This is a genomic window from Vibrio spartinae, assembly GCF_024347135.1.
GTDB lineage: Bacteria > Pseudomonadota > Gammaproteobacteria > Enterobacterales > Vibrionaceae > Vibrio > Vibrio spartinae.
In genome coordinates, this window is the sequence record NZ_AP024907.1 from 3408156 (window position 1) to 3427307 (window position 19152).

The window sequence follows — 19152 nt, forward strand, 5'->3', positions numbered from 1 at the left end:
CATTAATGGTATTGCTTAATTGGATGCCAACGCATCAATGTCTTTCACGTACTTGGAGATCGCCTTATTATTCAATGCTTCATCATGCATTGGTTTGACCGCATCAATAAACGGCTGCTTCTCAACCTTCACGAAAGTAACACCCATCGCTGATTTGGCTTTTTCTTGCGCTTTGGCAATCATTTTGGTCCAAAGATCTTTGTGATACAGCATGGACTCTTTCGCTGCTTTACGAATAGCAACTTGCTGATCCGGTGTGAGTTTTTCCCAAGACTCTTCACTGATCACGAGAACATCAGGAATCATCGTATGTTCATCCATACTAAAGAATTTCGCCACTTCACCATGACGAGAGTTGGTTAAAGCTGTTTCATTGTTCTCAGCACCATCGACCACACCTTGTTGCAGTGCTGTATACAGTTCACCATAAGCCAGCGGTGTTGGTGATCCCCCCATGAGTTTAATCATGTTGACTGCGGTAGGACTGGGTTGTACACGAATTTTCATACCTTTCAGATCAGCCGGTGACTTGATCGGCTTCTTCGCATAAAAGCTACGGGCACCACCATCATAGTAAGTTAAACCAATGAACCCTTTTCCTTTGGATGCATTTAAAATGTCATCTCCGACCTTACCGGTCATTACACGGTAAAAATGGTCGCGATTATGGAAAATATAAGGGATGTTAAATGCACCGTAGGCGGGTTCAAACGACTCCAGCTCACTCGCATTTGATTTCGCGATGTCCAAAGCGCCATTTTGCAGCAATTCCATCGATTCACGCTGCGTCCCTAACTGGCCGTTCGGGTAGATACGAATTTTTACCTCACCGTGCGTATACTCTTTCACTTTGTCTGCCATATATTTCATTGACTTGTGAACCGGGTGATTTCTGTCTTGGTTATGGCTCAACTTTAAAATGGTTGTCGCAGATGCTGTAAAAGAAATTGAAGCTGCCGCCACACAAGCCATCAGGGTAGACAGCGTTTTTTTATTCAACCGCATAATATTCTCCATTTAGAGTGATGTTGTTTTCATGCGTTATCTTTCAGATTATCGGATGAGCAATCCATGTCTATTTGTCTCATCTCTAGTAGGTCACTATTAAATTAACTGTCAATGCAGACCAATTTCAAGACAAAACTTTAAATTGGTTGACCAACTTCATAAAAAACGACCACAACTGTTCAGACCAAATATTAATGAGAGTTCGATCACAGGCTATTTTTGTGCGACATGCTCTAATGCCAAGCGATTTTAAGGAAATAATTCCCCCCCAACATGCTTATATAACAAAATTGGTTTACCAGGAGTCATTATGGACAAGTTAATAGGCGTCATTAATCGAGGACTATCGATGTTCTGCATCGGGTTATCCAGCGTCCTCGTTATTTGCGTCGTCTGGCAAGTTTTCTCTCGGTATGTATTGAACACACCCAGTACAACAACAGACGAACTCGCTCGCTTTCTTTTTATATGGGTCGGCCTGATGGGCGCGGCATATACATTGGGGCAAAAACGCCATTTAGCCATTGAATTACTTGAACAAATATTAGAGAACAAACCCGCCAAACTCAGTATTCTCCGTCTTGTCGTTAATGTAATCAGTCTCCTTTTTGCCAGCGTGATCATGGTTTATGGGGGGGGCAAACTCATGTTGCATGTCCTGGAAACCGGTCAGATATCGCCTTCCCTCAGCCTCCAGATGGGATACGTTTACGCGGCCATCCCTCTCAGCGGCATGTTCATGTTGATTTATCTATCCACTGACTTTTTGACCAACCTGAGAATCCTAATGTGTAATAAGTCACATAAAGCGGATTCTGTGGCTAACCAATTAAAATAGGAACCGACTCATGGATTGGCAAATTATTATTGTTTTGTTTGGCACCTTCTTTATTTTCTTAGGATTAGGCGTACCCATCTCATTTGGTATTGCAATCTCATCCCTGTTAACGGTGATGCTTTCACTCCCTTTTGATGCCGCCATTGCGGTCATCTCACAAAAACTGGCCTCAGGTCTGGATAGCTTTTCTCTGTTAGCGATTCCCTTCTTTATTCTTGCGGGGAATATCATGAATCAGGGTGGTATCGCCCTGCGGTTGATTAATTTTGCCAAAGTGTTGGGCGGTCAGTTACCCGGCTCATTAGCGCACGTCAATGTACTCGCGAATATGATGTTTGGTTCGATTTCAGGCTCAGCCGTTGCGTCCGCAGCAGCGGTGGGTGGTACGATGGCTCCCCTGCAAAAGAAAGAGGGTTATGATCCGGCATATTCTGCGGCAGTCAACATTACCTCTTGCCCGACCGGATTGCTGATTCCGCCCAGTAACACTTTTATTGTCTACTCATTAATTTCTGGCGGAACATCGATTGGGGCGCTGTTCCTCGCGGGTTATATCCCTGGCCTGCTCATGGGATTAAGCTTAATGGTTGTCGCTGCGATTATTGCCAAAAAACGGCACTACCCCTTATCCGAAAAACCCACAGGGCAAATCGTGCTGCAAAGAACATTAGATGCATTACCCAGCCTTAGTCTGATCATCATCATCATGGGCGGTATTATCGGGGGAATTTTTACCGCGACTGAAGCCTCTGCTATTGCTGTGGTTTATACACTGATGCTGGCCGTGGTGTTCTATCGTGAAGTCACCTTAAGACAGTTACCCGGGATTATTTTAGAGTCAGTCATTACAACGTCGATTGTGCTGTTGCTGATCGGTGCATCGATGGGGATGTCTTGGGCGATGGCCAATGCTGATATCCCTTACATGATCAGTGATGCGTTGATGAATGTATCAGAAAATCCGCTGGTCGTGCTCCTCATCATTAACCTGATTCTGTTAATCGTGGGGATCTTTATGGATATGACGCCGGCCCTGTTGATTTTCACACCGATCTTTCTGCCGATTGCGATGGATCTCGGCATGGATCCGGTGCACTTCGGGATCATGATGACTTTTAACCTCTGTATCGGTATCTGCACACCGCCAGTCGGTAGCGCACTATTCATCGGTTGCTCCGTGGGTAAAGTGAAAATCGATAAAGTCATCAAACCGTTACTGCCTTTCTATGCAGTCTTAGTTCTCGCACTGATGCTGGTCACCTATATTCCGGAAGTCAGCTTAGCGCTGCCTCAAGCCTTCCTCGGCTATTAATCTCGCTTGTATGCATAAAGGGGTGTCCGCTCAGTACGCCCCAATGTAAGGACTCAATCATGAAAACATTAAAACATTGGCAATGGGATTCGGCTCGGGGTAACGAAGTGATTCTTCGCTGTGATGCGAAACATACACTACATATTTTTATCCTCGAACAAGACATCTTCCGTGTATTAGTCAAGAAAAACGAAAGCTTACGCCTCGACAGAACCTGGACGGTTTCACCGTCAGCCGATGATATCGACTGGCATGGCCGGGCAAGAACCTCAACACAAGGCTATTCGCTGCCCGATTATCAGTTAAAGCACAATGATGATGAGGTTGAAATCGCCACTGAGCGCCTTAAGCTGACAATCACACAACCTCTGCAACTGCACTGGCATCACCGCTCTCAAGGCGACTGGCATCCCCTCGCCCATGATCGTAAAACCGGGGCGATTCAACTTGCCACAAGTTCGGAAGGGGTCGCACACTTCATGCATCGGGGTGATAACGAGCATTACTTTGGTCTCGGAGAAAAGACCGGCAACCTCAATCGTGAAGGCCGTCGCTTTGAAATGCGCAATCTGGATGCCATGGGATACAATGCCAGCTCAACCGACCCGCTCTATAAACATATCCCGTTCTACATTACCCGAACCCCAGACAATGTCAGTTATGGGTTGTTCTACGATAACCTCGCCAGTTGCTGGTTCGACTTGGGGAATGAGCTCGACAACTATCACATCAAATATCGCAGTTATCGCGCTGAAGATGGCGATCTGGATTTCTATTTTATTCTTGGTCCTCAAGTGATTGATGTGACTCGCGCGTTCGTCAAATTAACCGGCGGGACAATCTTCGGCCCGAAATGGAGTTTAGGTTATAGCGGTTCAACGATGCGTTATACCGATGAACCCAATGCACAAGAACTGCTGGAGAGTTTCGTGGATCAGTGCGAAGCGCATCAAATCCCGTGCGACTCTTTCCAACTCTCATCCGGTTATACCTCGATTGGCGATAAACGTTATGTGTTTAACTGGAATCACGACAAAGTGCCCAATCCGACGGCCATGTCAGACCATTTCCACCAGCATGGTTTGAAGCTCGCAGCCAATATCAAACCCTGTTTGCTGCATGATCACCCCATGTATCAGACCGTCAAACAACAGGGGCTGTTTATTCAGGATTCAGAAAGCGATACCCCGGAAATCTCAGTCTTCTGGGATGCCGACGGCTCACACCTCGATTTTACCAATCCGAAAACGGTGGACTGGTGGCAAAGTAATGTCACTACACAACTGCTTGAAAAAGGTATCGACGCGACCTGGAACGACAATAATGAATACGAAATATGGGATCGCGATGCGCGCTGTTACGGATTCGGCAGCCCTATTCCTGTTGGCTTAATCAGACCATTACAGCCACTCCTGATGATGAAAGCGTCTTACCACGCGCAACGAGAATTCGCACCACAATTGCGGCCTTACCTCATTTCCCGTTCCGGCTGTCCCGGCATGAACCGATACGTGCAGACTTGGAGTGGTGACAACCGAACCAATTGGACCAGCCTGAAGTACAACATCAAAATGGGCTTGGGCATGAGTTTATCGGGGTTGTACAACCTCGGGCATGATGTCGGGGGATTCTCCGGAGATAAGCCCGATCCGGAACTCTTTGTTCGCTGGGTTCAAAACGGCGTAATGCACCCACGTTTTACCATTCATTCATGGAACGACGATGGGACGGTCAATGAGCCGTGGATGTATCCCGAAGTCACACCGATTATTCGCAAAGCGATCGCGCTGCGTTACCAATTGATGCCTTATCTCTATGATGCGCTTTGGCTGGCCCACCATGCCCATGAACCGATGCTCCGTCCGACATTCCTCGATCATGAGCATGATGCCAACACTTGGTCGGAAAATGATGACTTCATGCTCGGCCAGTCACTGCTGGTTGCTTCGGTGGTTGAACCGGATCAACGTCAGCGCGATGTTTATCTCCCGGAGAATACCGTGGGATGGTATGACTTCTATACTCACCAATGGTTTAGTGCCGGTCAAACCATCACGCGACCAGCCGCATTAGAAACCCTGCCGCTCCTTGTTAAAGCTGGCTGTGCATTACCACTCAATCCGGAAGCTGGCGTCCCCAACACGCAGCATGACAACCAACGTGTCATGCTGATCTTCCCGGCTCAGGGCAACCATCATTTTTCCCAAACCATTTTTGATGATGATGGTGAAAGTTATGCCTATCAGGACGGGCACTATTTAGAACTGTCTCTGGCTGTCACGAGCGATGCCAAAACAGTTCAGGTCTCTGTCTCGACATCTGGTGACTTTAACCCCGATTACAATTGCGTCGAGATTCGACTCCCGATGACAGAAAACCGCCAACTCATCGTCAACGGTCAACCGGCCGAAAAGCATCATCGCATTTCAATCTGAGAAGAGAGCAACATGAATACGATTGCAAATACACAACTGAATTCTGGCGTATCTTTACCAGAATATGATCGAAGCCGTCTGGTCACCAGAATCGTTCACTTAGGATTCGGCGCATTCCACCGCGCACATCAGGCACTCTTTACCGATGAAACTTTACAAAAAACCGCCAGTGACTGGGGGATCTGCGAAGTGAGTCTATTTAGCGGAGAAGACTTGATCACCGCACTGCGGCATCAGGATCACCGCTACACCGTGGCCGAAAAAGGCGCCCAGGAAACGGCCGTCAAAGTGATTGGGGCAGTGACAGAGTCATGCCATCCTGAACTGGATAACATTCAAGCTGTTCTGGAGAAAATGGTGGCCCCTCAAGTGGCAATCGTCTCGATGACGATCACCGAAAAAGGTTACTGTGTCGATCCGGCAACCGGTCAGCTCGATCTGGATAATCCTTTCATTCAGCAAGATCTACAAACACCACACGCCCCGAAATCAGCGCTGGGTTATATCGTTGAAGCGTTAAAACAACGTCGTGACCTCGGATTACAACCCTTTACGGTCATGTCGTGCGATAACATTCAAGAAAACGGGCATGTCGCCAGAGCAGCGGTACTTGAATTTGCTCAGCAACTTGATCCACAACTTCGTCTCTGGATTGAAAATCATGTCACTTTTCCTTGTACCATGGTCGATCGCATTGTACCGGCAGCCACGCCTGATACACTCGACGAGATTGCAACCTTACTGGGTTGCCACGATCCATGTGCAATTGCCTGTGAACCGTTCAGACAATGGGTTATTGAAGATAATTTCGTCGCCGGACGTCCCGAATGGGACGTCGCTGGTGCAGAGTTTGTCGACGACGTCGTCCCCTACGAAGAAATGAAACTGAGAATGCTTAACGGAAGTCACTCGTTTCTCGCTTACCTAGGCTACCTCGGTGGCTATGAGCATATCTCTGATACCATGACTGATGCGGGCTATCGTCAAGCAGCTTTCGATATGATGATGAAAGCGCAGGCTCCCTCACTCAATATGCCGGAAGGAACGGATCTACACGCCTATGCCACTCAATTGATTGAACGTTTCACCAACCCAAGCTTGAAGCATCGGACATGGCAAATCGCGATGGACGGCAGTCAGAAAATACCACAACGGATGGGGCGCAGCCTGAGCTATCATCTGACGCATGGCAGTGATTTTTCGTGGATTGCGACCGGAATTGCCGGCTGGATGCGTTATGTCTCTGGTGTCGATGAAGCCGGCAATGAGATTGATGTGCGCGATCCGATGGCAAAACTGCTGCGCGATATCTGTGATCAACACGGTCTCAATGTCTCGGTTGTGCCGGCATTACTCGGCGTAGAAGCGATTTTCTCTCGTGAACTGGGCCAAAACCCACAAGTGATTGAGGCTGTCAGCCGTGCCTATCAATCGTTATTGGATAACGGCGCCCGCGCAACAGTCGCCGCGCTGTCAGGAGAAAAATAATGAAAAACTTTATGGATGAAGACTTTTTACTTGAGACGGAAACAGCACGTCGTCTGTACCACGAATATGCCTGTCATCAACCCATCTATGATTATCACTGTCACCTGAGTCCGGCAGATATCGCCAATGACCGTCACTTTGAAAACCTGACTCAAATCTGGCTGGCGGGAGATCACTACAAATGGCGAGCCATGCGCTCAGCGGGTGTATCTGAGCACCAGATTACCGGTGACGCCAGCGACTACGACAAGTATCTCGCTTGGGCACACACGGTACCACAAACGTTAGGTAATCCTCTGTATCACTGGACCCACCTCGAACTGCGTCGCCCGTTCGGTATCACCAAGACCTTGTTGGGGCCACAAACGGCTGATGCTATCTGGGAGCAATGCAAAGCATTATTAGCCACACCCGACTACTCGGCCCGGGGGATCATGCAACAAATGAACGTCGTCATGGCCGGGACCACCGATGATCCGATTGATTCGCTCGAACACCACCAAGCCATCGCTCAGGATGACAATTTCGACATTGCTGTCCTCCCAAGCTGGCGCCCGGACAAAGTATTCAAAATTGAACTCGATGGTTTTTCTGACTATATACAGAAGCTGGGCGAAGTCGCTGATATCAATGTTCAGCGCTTCAGTGATTTATTGAGTGTACTCGATAAGCGTCTGGCCCATTTCGATGCACACGGTTGTCGCGCAGCAGACCATGGGATCGAAATTGTCCGCTATGCGCCCATTCCGGATGAAAAAACCCTCGATGCCCTGCTGACGCGTCGTTGCAATGGCGAGATGCTCTCTGAACTGGAATGCGCTCAGTTTTCAACTGCGGTACAAGTCTGGCTTGGTCAACGCTATGCCAAACTTGGCTGGGTGATGCAGCTCCACATTGGCGCCCAGCGTAACAATAACAGCCGCATGTTCGCACAACTCGGCCCGGATACAGGTTTCGACTCGATTGGTGATCGGCCGTTTGCCTTTGAACTGGCTCATCTTTTAGATGAGATGGATAAAACGGATGCTTTACCTCGGACCATTTTGTATTGCCTCAACCCCAGAGATAACGAAATGATGGCAACCATGATCGGTAACTTCCAGGGAGGCGGAATCGCTGGCAAAGTTCAGTTTGGGTCTGGATGGTGGTTTAACGATCAGAAAGACGGGATGCAGCGCCAAATCGAGCAACTGTCACAGCTTGGTCTACTCAGCCAGTTCGTCGGAATGCTGACCGACTCTCGTAGCTTTCTCTCTTACACCCGTCACGAGTATTTCCGCCGGATTCTGTGCAATATGCTAGGGCGCTGGGTTGAAAACGGTGAAATGCCGAATGACTTCTCCTTGCTCGGTCCGATGGTTGAAAATATCTGTTTTGGCAATGCGAAACGCTATTTTGAGGCGAGGGGCTAACGGATGAAACATATCGCCATTATCGGTGAATGTATGATTGAGTTGAATGGCAAACCGTTCGGCCCGATGCAACAAACTTTTGGCGGTGATACCCTCAACGCAGCCGTTTATCTTTGCCGGGGTTGCGCTGCCAATGTTGAACCGGAGAGGATTCAAGTCTCCTACGTTACGGCTTTGGGTCGCGATCCGCTTAGCCAAGGTATGATCTCGCGTTGGCAACAAGAAGGACTCGATACCGAATTGGTATTGTGTGATGAACAACGCTCCCCGGGGCTGTATTTAATCCAGCTCGATGAGCAGGGTGAACGCACATTCTTGTACTGGCGGAATCAATCGGCAGCGCGCTATTTGATGCAACATCCGGATATTGACCAGATCAAAACGGCGCTGACCGATGTCGATATGGTCTTCCTCAGCGGTATTACCCTCGCCATTTTGCCTGAGCAAGATCGGATGGAATTACTGAACCTGTTGGCGAAACTGCGTCAACAAGGCGTAGAAATCGCATTTGACAGCAATTTCCGCCCGGCACTTTGGCCCGATGATCATCATGTCACCGTGAAAACCATCTATGAGGCCATGTATCGGCTCACCGGTTTAGCCTTGGTGACGTTTGATGACGAACAGCAACTGTGGGGCGATCCCACACCGACACACACGCTGAATCGCTTGAAAAAGCTTGGGGTGCAGCACTGCGTGGTTAAAATTGGGGCAGATGGATGTCTCGTCCAAGGGGATGACACATCGGCTCACACCGTGGCCACCACGCCGGTTGCACAGGTCATTGATACCACCTCGGCCGGTGACTCATTCAATGGCGGTTTTTTGTCTGCCTACTTAGCCGGATACGGACTGATTGAATCGTGCCAACGCGGCAATCAACTCGCGGGGACAGTCATTCAACATCGCGGTGCGATTATCGATCCTATCTATACTCAGGCTGCGCTACTCTCTCAATAAGGAACAACCATGTCTGACATTAAACAGCAAATCAAAGCAATCAAAATCATTCCTGTGATTGCGATCGACAAAGCCGAGGACATTATTCCTCTGGGTAAAGTATTAGTTGAAAACGGCCTGCCCGCAGCAGAAATCACCTTCCGTTCTGACGCAGCCGCGCAAGCCATTCGCCTGCTGCGTGAATCACAACCGGACATGCTTATCGGGGCAGGCACAGTGCTTAACCGGGATCAGGTCATTGCCGCCAAAGAAGCAGGTGCGACATTTATTGTTTCTCCCGGTTTTAACCCCAATACGGTCCGAGCCTGCCAAGAGCTGGGAATTGAAATCATTCCGGGCATCAACAATCCGAGTGTCGTTGAAGCCGCGCTTGAAATGGGCATCACCACCATGAAATTCTTCCCGGCAGAACCATCGGGCGGTATCAGTATGGTTAAATCTTTGCTTGCCCCATATACCAGTCTGGAGCTGATGCCGACCGGCGGGATTAAGCCATCCAACGTCAAAGATTACCTCGATATCCCTCGCGTGATTGGCTGTGGCGGAACTTGGATGGTCGAAAAATCACTGATTGAAAATGGCGACTGGGAAGAACTCGCCCGTCTCACTCGTGAAGCCGTCGCTTTGATTCAAGACTAAGACCTGACGCTCCCTCGCAATAACAACCGAAAAAGCCTTGTGAACAAGGCTTTTTTCACCACGACCAATCACAATGAATGTGGTAATTCATACGCTTCATTACCGTCGAATACCGGGACTTTCCCTGTATAGCGAGCCCTGTATCGCTATCCCTGTATAAAAAGAACTCAACCGTCATCGACGTCGCACTTCTCTCTCACATGCCTTAATTTTTCAGCCCCCTGACTATCAATTATTTCCTCATGCAGAGATGAGCACAGCACATGGTTATTTCGTAACCAAATGATCATCTCACAACAAAACAGTAGCGACTCATTTTTTTAGTCAATTTCTATTGCTATATACAATAACTCAGTCAATGAGTAATAAAATTAATCAAATACTGACAACTCGAATAATTAAACAATTGATAAAAACCAATTTAAATATCATCAAAAAACACAATAAAATCTATTTAATAATTAATAACCATAATTCATAAACATAGAGTGACCAAACAGAAAATTAAACAAAATGTAACAAAACAAATAATATATTTACAATTAAAAAATCCTTAAAAATCATATAGATATAAACACAAATCAACCAACAAAAATATATAGATATCTAATTAATATTGTTATTCAATCAGATAAAAAAATAGTTTTAATAATTATTAAATTCATGATAATAATTTAAAATTAGTTGCAAAATTTAATCTGTTTTAATTTTGTTAATGATTTATTAATAGTGTGATCTATATAGCACTTTAATATTTAACAACATTGACAAAAAATTAATGTTGTTTAGATTATCCGCCACAAAGGAATCATTAAAAACCAATTAAATTCAATAGAGGTTTCCATGGAAACAGGATTTTCTTTAATCAAAAAACCCGGAACAAATATAGAAAATAGAATAGAAACATCTTTTAATTGCAATGTAATACCTATCTCTGATGGAATATTGTGTGTAGGAAAAAAAGACAAGTACAGCCAGTACAATGAAGAAAATACTATTCATTTGATTGGCGATATACATAATTTAGATTTTATTAATGAACTTATATCAAACTTGTGTTCAAATGCGAACAATGCAGAACCTGCTCATATCATCATGATCATGATAAAGCAATTAGGTATTCAATCGTTGTCTTTACTTGAGGGCGATTTCTGTGTCATTATAGAGAATAAAAACTCAACGTACCAAGTAATTACTAACCCATTTGGAATGAATCCTGTAAGTATTATTTCATCTCACGATAATCATTCATTATGGATTACAAACAACCTAAAAGTATTTGCAAGTGTTGAGGGCGATAAAGCTATTCATTTCAAAAACCCGAACTTAGTTTGTGTCGATGGACCAAGACAAAATAACTATTCTCCGATTCATAATGCGATTAAACTAAAACCTGCCAGTATCAATGAAATATCTTTTGATCGCAAAGGATACTTTTATAATAAAGTTTCAGATCTACTTTTTTGTAGCAATCATTGTGAAACAAATTTTGATGAAGATCTACTTCTTCAAATCATTGATAAATACATACAATCACCGATCAGTGATTCGTACAACAAGTATAAAAAGGTCGGCATCCCTCTTTCTGGCGGACTTGATTCCAGTCTTGTTACGCTCTTAGCAAGTGAGCAGTTTGACAATATTTATACCTATTCAATTGGTACAGAGTCCTTCAATGAATTTCCATATGCAGAAATCGTTTCCGAGTGTCTACATACCCACCATGAAAATAAAATATTAGATGAGAAAGATATTATCAATGGTGTCATTGAATCTATTTACTACAATGAAATTTTTGACGGGCTCTCTGCAGAAATTCAATCTGGTTTATTTAATGTCTACAAAATGGCAAATAAAAACTCAGAACTGCTATTGACTGGTTATGGTTCAGATTTATTGTTTGGTGGTGTAATTAACCCGAGTAGTCAGCATGATCCAAACCAAGAGTTGAGCCAATTAGTCTATAGAACACAGTGGACTTCTGAATTCTCAACGCTTGGCCCTCGTGAACTCGGCATTGATATCAGACATCCTTTCTGGACAAGACGGTTAATGTCATTGTGTGAAAACATGAATCACAAATTAAAAATCAGAGACAATGAAAATAAATATATTCTCAGAAAATATGTTGATTCATTCAAAAAATTACCCGATGAAATCGTTTGGCGAAAAAAAATCGGCATCCATGAGGGATCGGCTGTTAACCAATCGTTTGCCAATACACTCGGTGTGAATGTTAATAATTACTATGAGAAGAATTTATTTACTTACAAGATGTATCAGTCATTAATATTAGGCCGAATCAATATTCATGATTACAACTTAGATGAAATTAAAAAAATAATTACGGAGTAATATCATGACAATTAAAACATCTGATATCAATTCTGTCAGAGTGATTACACTCAATCATAAAAGTATTCATAACCCATTTAGTGAAGCGCTTGAAGATGCAGTGAAAGCCGCTTTAGTTGAAGCAGATCATGATACCAATGTCAGTGCTATCGTAGTTCATGGTGGTGATCATCGTTCTTTCAGCGCCGGCGGTGACTTTAATGAAGTCCGCAATCTAAAAGGCGGGGCTGAAGTTGATCGCTGGATAGATAGAGTGATTGACTTGTATCAAACCGTACTCAATGTCAAAAAACCAACGGTTGCAGCAATCGATGGGTATGCAATTGGGATGGGATTTCAATTCGCCATGATGTTTGATACCCGGATTATATCATCCACCGGTAAATTCATTATGCCTGAATTAAAACACGGGATTGGTTGTTCTTTGGGCGCTCAAATACTATCACACTGCATTGGCTATAACGCGATGAAGTCTATTGTTTACAGTTGTGATGAGTTGGATGCAATCGAAGCGACTCAGCTTCACCTCGCTGATGCAATGACACAACCAGAACAACTTTTATCAACCGCGATAAGCGAAGCACAAAAATTGTCGACTTACCCAACGCCATCTTTCCAATCGACGAAAAAAGTAATGAATCATGGCTACTTTGAGCTTTTGGAAACCGCGAGAAAAGAATCGAAAGAAGTTCACCGACTTTCGTTTGGTGCCGGAGATGCACAGAAACATTTTAACCGAGTATTAAAAACAACGTCAGAAATAGGAGTATAAAACCAATGGATTATGAACCAATCATGAGCACCAGCTTTGGTGCACAGATGACCGAAGAAGGCTTTAGGCAATCAACACCTGAAGAAATCAAACAGCTCTTAAGAGAAAAAGGATTCTTGGTTGTTCAAGACATTAAACTTGATGCTAATGATTTCCGGGATTTTTATACCACTTATGGTGAAATTGTTGAGTATTCGGAAGAGCGAATCGGGGTTGGATTTGGTTATGTCGATACACTCAAACTCGATGGTGAGAAAGGAAAAATTGTCACCGGTCGTGGACAATTACCACTCCATGCGGATGGTGGATTATTACTCACGGCAGTGGACCATGTTTTTCTTTATTCGAACACCATCGAAAACATGAAATTCAGAGGTGCGACAACTGTTGTCGATCATGTTCTTGCAAACCAAGAAATGCCGAGTCATCTGAAAGATATACTTGAAAATGAAACATTCCAAGCGCGTGTTTTAGAAAAAGGGTATTACGCTGATGTTTCCCCGGAAGATTGGTTTGATGTGCCAGTTTTTACAGATTTAGGCTGGATTAAAAAAATGCTGATCTATTTTCCATTCCATGACGGCCAGCCAGCAAGCTGGGAATCCAGAATCGTTGGTTTTTCACAGGAAGAAAATGACAAGTTCTTCAGAGAACTTGAAGCGTTCTACAAGCAAGACCGATATTATTACAAGCATTATTGGAAAAGTAATGAGCTTCTCATTATGGATAACCGAAGAGTGATTCACGAAAGAGAAGAATTTCAGGATGACAATATAGTTCGACGTCTATATCGTGGCCAAACATCTGAAGCGAAAGAACCAGCTGAATTATCTGCTTAAAAGAATACAGGCAAGTAATATGTAATAGTTACTTGCCTTATTTTTATAATAATGAATATCCTATGGAGAGGCATTCATGTATTATCGACACTCAAACTTAGAATTGATATTTAAATATTTTTCATCTGTTATTTTATCTAATAGATACATTGGAATGATATTTGTAAAATTATTTAAATGGTTAATCACTAAAGGTGTTCGATCGAAGTTTCACAAGATTATATATAAAATATACTTTGGTGGAGAAAATATCAACGAAGCCATTCACACATCAGATAAACTCAGCCGAGATGGAACTGCGAGTTTACTCGACTATGCTGTCGAAGGTATTGATCACTCATCTGGATTCCAAGCTGCACTCGATAATACAATAAGATTGATCAAATTATCGAGCCATAATAAACATCTCCCATTTGTTGTGATTAAGCCTTCTTCAATTGGTTCTAGTCTGATTTATCAAAAGATATCTCAACAGCAATGCCTTTCGACAAGTGAAATCAATGACTGGAACCAAATCAAGCAACGTTATGAAGATATCTTTCAATTTGCATCTCAACATCATGTAAAAGTTATGGTCGATGCGGAACAGTCCTGGATTCAACCCGCTGTAGATGAACTGGTCATCCAATCGATGAAGCGATACAACACCACCCAAACCGTGATTTATTTAACGATCCAATGCTACCTTAAGGATAAACTGACATTTCTCCAGCATTGCTATCAAGAATCTATTCAACATCACTTCAAAGCAGGGATTAAATTAGTTCGGGGAGCCTATTTGGAAGATGAGCGAAGACATTGTACGGATATAACTGAGTTTCCTATTTTTTCAACGAAGGAAGAAACGGATAATAATTATTCATCTGCTATTGAATTTATTGCCAATAATATTAAAAACTTTTCTCCTTTCTTTGCGACACATAATAATGAAAGTATTGATAAAATAGTCCAATACTCTGTACTCTCTCATGCTTGGTCTGGTCAACTTTATGGGCTTTCTGATCATTTAACTCTTCGTCTTCAACAATATGGATTTAAAACAAGTAAATATGTTCCCTATGGCCCGATGGAAAGCTCCCTTCCCTATCTACTGCGGCGAATTGAAGAGAATTCAATTTCTACACAATCTTTTATTGAAGAGCAAGAAACGATTAGAAAAGAGATTAAAAACAGGTTATTTCATAGAAAACCGCCTTCAAAATTAGATCAATTAGATAACAAGAGATAGAGAATGGAAAATAATAAATGTATCATCAACCAAAGAACGGTTGAGTTTCCTCTTGATAAGAAAAATTCAATATTAGATGCCGCATTGAAACATGGCATTGACTTACATTATAATTGCCGGGCAGGGTTTTGTGGCCGATGTAAAGTATTATTAAAAAAAGGTCAAATCGACATGGACCACTCTGGTGGTATTTCTCGAATAGAAATAAAAGAAAACTATATTTTAGCTTGTTGTTCCACGCCCCTGACCCCAATTGAAATCGAGGTTATTAGTTAATGCGTTACTTTGTATTTTTATGTATTTATTTTATCAATTTTTCTGTCTTTTCATCGACTGATAATATACCTAAAGTAAAAGAATCACTTGTTCAGGCAGGAGACTATTACGTGGGTGACGTTTTTGGTCAACAGCCGTATGAAAAACACACAAATGTGACGATAAAGTCTTTCTATATCATGCAAAATGAAGTAACACGATCATTGTTTGACCAAGTCAAAAACTGGGCAATCCAAAATGATTTAATGAAGGGTGCTATCATTAAAGAAAAAAATAAAGATGAGTCAAATATAGCTACAGCGAATGTATCATGGTGGGATGCCATTATTTTCTCAAATATGATCAGTCGGTATTATGATCTATCTCCTTATTATTTAGACAAGTCAAATCATCCTATTTTTGAACGCCCCAAAGATGGGATCGTCACAGTCGATGACTCAGCTTCCGGCTATCGTCTTCCCAGTATTTTTGAGTGGCAAATTGCAGCGCGAGGTGGACAAGAAGCATTAAAAAATCAGACGTATGGAACATTGTTTGCCGGTTCAGATCAGAAAGATACGGTGGGTTGGTTTCCAACTGATGATTTATCACAGCAAGAAATGCCTTATCTTGTCGGACAGAAAAAACCGAATGAACTCAATCTATTCGATATGTCTGGTAATGTCGCTGAATGGACTGGGGAAGTCTTTAATCTCGATGGCAACAACATCCTTTACTTCTACTGTGGTGGGAGTTTTATCATCAGTGATGGCTCTCTGGCGAATTGTGATATCCATTCCCGCGGTCATAAAAGACCTGACTTGGGTTTTCGATTGGTGAGATATGCCTCGCAGCCTTAAACATCCTACAACGGACACGGTGAGAAATCTATTTTGAATCATGCCTACAAATATTATATTGGCGTACTGATTGCTGTCATCCTATGGGGAAGCAATTTTGTAGTGATAAAAATCGCACTGCAGCAGGTGGATACGTTAGCACTACTCTCGATTCGTTTCGTGTTGAGCACCATCATTCTCGGAGGCGTCTGTCTTTTTAGACAGCAAGCAACACCACCACTGTCATTGAGAAACTATGTTTTCCTTTTTTTCCTGGGGATACTCGGAATCGCGGGGTTTAATCTGGGACTTTTTTACGGACTCAACGACACATCACCTATTCATGCGTCGCTGATTGTATCTCTTTCTCCTTTGATGACCTTATTTATTGCCAGTCGTTTTAATATAGAGCGAGTTAATCTGTCTCACATTATCGCCCTTTTACTCTGTATGATTGGCGTTGTTTTAGTGATTGGTTCACCACTGGATGATAGTCAATTTATGATTAAGGGCGATTTGATTATTTTTGCAGGCACACTGTCGTGGAGTGTCTATACCATTTTTTCAACGAAAATAAAATCTCAACTAGAACCACTTCAGTTAACATTTCTTGTGATGCTCTTTGGTTCAATTTGTATTGTCTTGCTGAGCTCATTTCAGCTGAATTTGTTCAGTGTATTGACAGAAATAAACACTCAGACTTGGGGACTCATTCTATATATGGCGATATTCACAACCTGTATTCCTCACATCTTATGGGTTCACTCCGTAAGAAAAATCGGGCCAACTGAGTCCTCTTTGTTTTTCAACTTAATTCCAGTCTTCGCCACTATATTTACAATTTTTACCGGTTTCATCCCTGATCAATACCAAATCATCGGTATTATCATCTCGTTTGCAGGATTAGCGCTCCCGACCCTATACACCTATCTCATCAATCGCTCTCATTTGGTAACCAAAAAAGAGGCGATCAACAAATGAGATATTTATATTTATTCGTCCTGTTATTACACCCTTTTTATGCTTACCCTGCGGCGACCTTTTTCGAACTCAATAGTGGCTTGAATCATTTAGACTTAAACTCAGACGGCATTCTTGATGCTGTTTTTTATTCGCGGTTTGATAACAACACATCTCATCCGGACCCGACGCTTTCGGTTTATATCAAAAATAACGATGCAACCTACTCGATTGTACCGACACCAGCAGGTGACCGATTTACGCTATTTGGTATTAATGTCTCTGTTTCAAATGTCTTGGTGAGAAGTTTTGGCTTTATCAAAACGTCAAAGAAGGTCTATCTGATTGTTGCTGTTAAATCCGGGGACTCGCCTCACTTAAAGCAACAGTTCAAATTCAAAATTTATCAAATAGAGAAAAACCTAGAGCACCCAGGCATTCCTCTATACGGCTGGACTCAAACATCGGAAAAAGTCAGTCAACATCAATATATGTCAGCAGATGTCGCAATCCGTGAATGCCCCCAAACATGTTTTGAGTAACCGGCGTCATAAAAAAACCTTGCTTTGCAGCAAGGTTTTTTACTTGAATTGCCATCCGATAAGATTCTCACTTTTGGATAATATGGAACGATTTGGACAACAACGACAAATCAGTTCACCTGTTTTTCATTATCTATCTCACTAGCTAACATATCCAACAATCGATTAACTGCAAAACCGGCGGCACCTTGTGCCCACATCCGTGATTCAGTGAGAAAATGAAGCGGCGTCACCTGAGGCGTGACACGCAGTCGGTATTTTTGAAAGCTCTGAAGCACTTGATCAAATAAAATACGCGATACCGTTTGAGGCTCTGTGGTCAAATAAACAATATCCGGGTCAAAGGCAATGGATAAATTAGCCAAAGACACACCGAGGTGATGCCCTGCATTCGTCAGAGTTTCAATCGCCATCGGGCTCGGGTTAAGCTCTAGCTCTTGTAAAGTACGTGGCGGATTTCGCTTATCAATATCTGGGTCATGATTCAACAAATACTGCAAAATTGCCCGCGACGAGGCCACGCTTTCTAATTCTTTTTCAGAACCATCGCCCAACAACCCATTTCCTATTTCACCGGCATTACCATGACGACCACGATACAACTGGCGATTAATAATAATCCCCGCGCCGATGCCTTGACCAAAAGTGGCAAGAATTGCTGATGAGGACTGCCCAATTTGGCCAAATACGACCGAAGCCAGCGCTAATGCATTGGCATCATTTTCAATAAATACCGGAATCGAAAAACGCTCAGTCAACTGCGAAGCAATATCGACATTATTCCAATCAAGCAAAAATGAACGTAAACAGCGGCCAGAATCAGGATCGACAACCCCTGATATAGCCAGGCCAATGGCACCGATATGTCTATGTGACGCAGTCGATTTCATAAATTTAGCTAACGCGTCACCAAGCTGCTTTGGTGTTAACTTGCCTATTGAAATCTGTTGCTCACCAATCAAAGTACCGGCCAAGTCAGTCATCACAATAAGATTACGCTCTGTATTAAGCTGAACACCAATCACACATGTAAAATCGGGGTTGATACCCAACAGCGTTTTCGGTCTCCCCATTGAGACCTTACGTAATCCTAACTCACGAATAATGCCTTTGTTCAATAGCTTATTCGTCGCTTGGGAAACAGCTGACATACTCAGTGAACTACGCACTTTTAAATCTGACTGACTGATTGAAGCATGTTCAACAATCAAACGAAGTAAACGAGTAGTGATGGACGGTGGTGTCGGCATAATTAAACTCAAAATTATCT

17 protein-coding genes are annotated in these 19152 nt (G+C 43.3%); 15 read left to right on the forward strand and 2 right to left on the reverse strand.

The features are described 5' to 3' along the window. Nucleotides 1–15 precede the first annotated feature (15 nt). Nucleotides 16–1005, reverse strand: coding sequence for a TRAP transporter substrate-binding protein (locus OCU60_RS15330; protein ID WP_074371456.1), 990 nt, complete (start codon nucleotides 1003–1005; stop codon nucleotides 16–18). Nucleotides 1006–1318: 313 nt separating this feature from the next. Between OCU60_RS15330 and OCU60_RS15335 the strand changes: the two genes are divergently transcribed. The 15 genes from OCU60_RS15335 to OCU60_RS15405 all read left to right on the forward strand — a co-directional run bounded on the left by OCU60_RS15335 (nucleotide 1319) and on the right by OCU60_RS15405 (nucleotide 17882). Next, nucleotides 1319–1846 carry a TRAP transporter small permease gene (locus OCU60_RS15335; RefSeq protein WP_074371457.1) on the forward strand — a complete coding sequence of 176 codons (528 nt, stop codon included), beginning with the start codon at nucleotides 1319–1321 and terminating at the stop codon, nucleotides 1844–1846. Nucleotides 1847–1856: 10 nt separating this feature from the next. After that, entirely contained in the window at nucleotides 1857–3158 is a 1302-nt protein-coding gene (locus OCU60_RS15340) for a TRAP transporter large permease (protein WP_074371458.1), read from the forward strand. A 59-nt stretch (nucleotides 3159–3217) separates the two neighbouring features. Further along, a complete protein-coding gene (locus OCU60_RS15345) occupies nucleotides 3218–5593 on the forward strand; it encodes a glycoside hydrolase family 31 protein (protein WP_074371459.1) in 2376 nt (791 codons plus the stop codon). A gap of 12 nt (nucleotides 5594–5605) precedes the next feature. After that, nucleotides 5606–7081, forward strand: coding sequence for a mannitol dehydrogenase family protein (locus OCU60_RS15350; RefSeq protein WP_074371460.1), 1476 nt, complete (start codon nucleotides 5606–5608; stop codon nucleotides 7079–7081). Then, a complete protein-coding gene (gene uxaC, locus OCU60_RS15355; protein WP_074371461.1) occupies nucleotides 7081–8493 on the forward strand; it encodes a glucuronate isomerase in 1413 nt (470 codons plus the stop codon). The genes OCU60_RS15350 and uxaC overlap by 1 nt, the downstream gene beginning before the upstream one ends. Before the next feature lie 3 nt (nucleotides 8494–8496). Next, nucleotides 8497–9453 carry a sugar kinase gene (locus OCU60_RS15360; protein WP_074371462.1) on the forward strand — a complete coding sequence of 319 codons (957 nt, stop codon included), beginning with the start codon at nucleotides 8497–8499 and terminating at the stop codon, nucleotides 9451–9453. Nucleotides 9454–9462: 9 nt separating this feature from the next. Then, on the forward strand, nucleotides 9463–10092 hold the full coding sequence (locus tag OCU60_RS15365) for a bifunctional 4-hydroxy-2-oxoglutarate aldolase/2-dehydro-3-deoxy-phosphogluconate aldolase (RefSeq protein ID WP_074371463.1): 630 nt from the start codon (nucleotides 9463–9465) through the stop codon (nucleotides 10090–10092). Nucleotides 10093–10935: 843 nt separating this feature from the next. Then, nucleotides 10936–12447 (forward strand): asparagine synthase family protein, encoded by a 1512-nt coding sequence (locus OCU60_RS15370; RefSeq protein ID WP_074371464.1) that lies wholly within the window; start codon nucleotides 10936–10938, stop codon nucleotides 12445–12447. Between the two features lie 4 nt (nucleotides 12448–12451). After that, the gene (locus tag OCU60_RS15375) at nucleotides 12452–13219 is read left to right on the forward strand and encodes an enoyl-CoA hydratase/isomerase family protein (RefSeq protein ID WP_074371465.1); all 768 of its coding nucleotides are present in this window, start codon (nucleotides 12452–12454) and stop codon (nucleotides 13217–13219) included. A 5-nt stretch (nucleotides 13220–13224) separates the two neighbouring features. Continuing rightward, on the forward strand, nucleotides 13225–14058 hold the full coding sequence (locus OCU60_RS15380; protein ID WP_074371466.1) for a TauD/TfdA dioxygenase family protein: 834 nt from the start codon (nucleotides 13225–13227) through the stop codon (nucleotides 14056–14058). 76 nt (nucleotides 14059–14134) lie between these two features. Continuing rightward, nucleotides 14135–15286: a proline dehydrogenase family protein gene (locus OCU60_RS15385; RefSeq protein WP_074371467.1), complete on the forward strand. Its 1152-nt coding sequence runs from the start codon at nucleotides 14135–14137 to the stop codon at nucleotides 15284–15286. A 3-nt stretch (nucleotides 15287–15289) separates the two neighbouring features. Beyond that, nucleotides 15290–15562: a 2Fe-2S iron-sulfur cluster-binding protein gene (locus OCU60_RS15390; protein ID WP_074371468.1), complete on the forward strand. Its 273-nt coding sequence runs from the start codon at nucleotides 15290–15292 to the stop codon at nucleotides 15560–15562. Then, nucleotides 15562–16401, forward strand: coding sequence for a formylglycine-generating enzyme family protein (locus tag OCU60_RS15395; protein WP_074371469.1), 840 nt, complete (start codon nucleotides 15562–15564; stop codon nucleotides 16399–16401). Before OCU60_RS15390 ends, OCU60_RS15395 begins: the two co-directional genes overlap by 1 nt. A gap of 33 nt (nucleotides 16402–16434) precedes the next feature. After that, entirely contained in the window at nucleotides 16435–17361 is a 927-nt protein-coding gene (locus OCU60_RS15400) for a DMT family transporter (RefSeq protein WP_074371470.1), read from the forward strand. Continuing rightward, on the forward strand, nucleotides 17358–17882 hold the full coding sequence (locus tag OCU60_RS15405) for a carbapenem self-resistance protein CarG family protein (protein ID WP_074371471.1): 525 nt from the start codon (nucleotides 17358–17360) through the stop codon (nucleotides 17880–17882). The genes OCU60_RS15400 and OCU60_RS15405 overlap by 4 nt, the downstream gene beginning before the upstream one ends. Before the next feature lie 110 nt (nucleotides 17883–17992). Here the strand turns inward: OCU60_RS15405 and OCU60_RS15410 are convergent, their stop codons facing one another. Continuing rightward, the gene (locus tag OCU60_RS15410) at nucleotides 17993–19132 is read right to left on the reverse strand and encodes an ROK family transcriptional regulator (protein ID WP_074371472.1); all 1140 of its coding nucleotides are present in this window, start codon (nucleotides 19130–19132) and stop codon (nucleotides 17993–17995) included. Nucleotides 19133–19152: the final 20 nt, after the last annotated feature.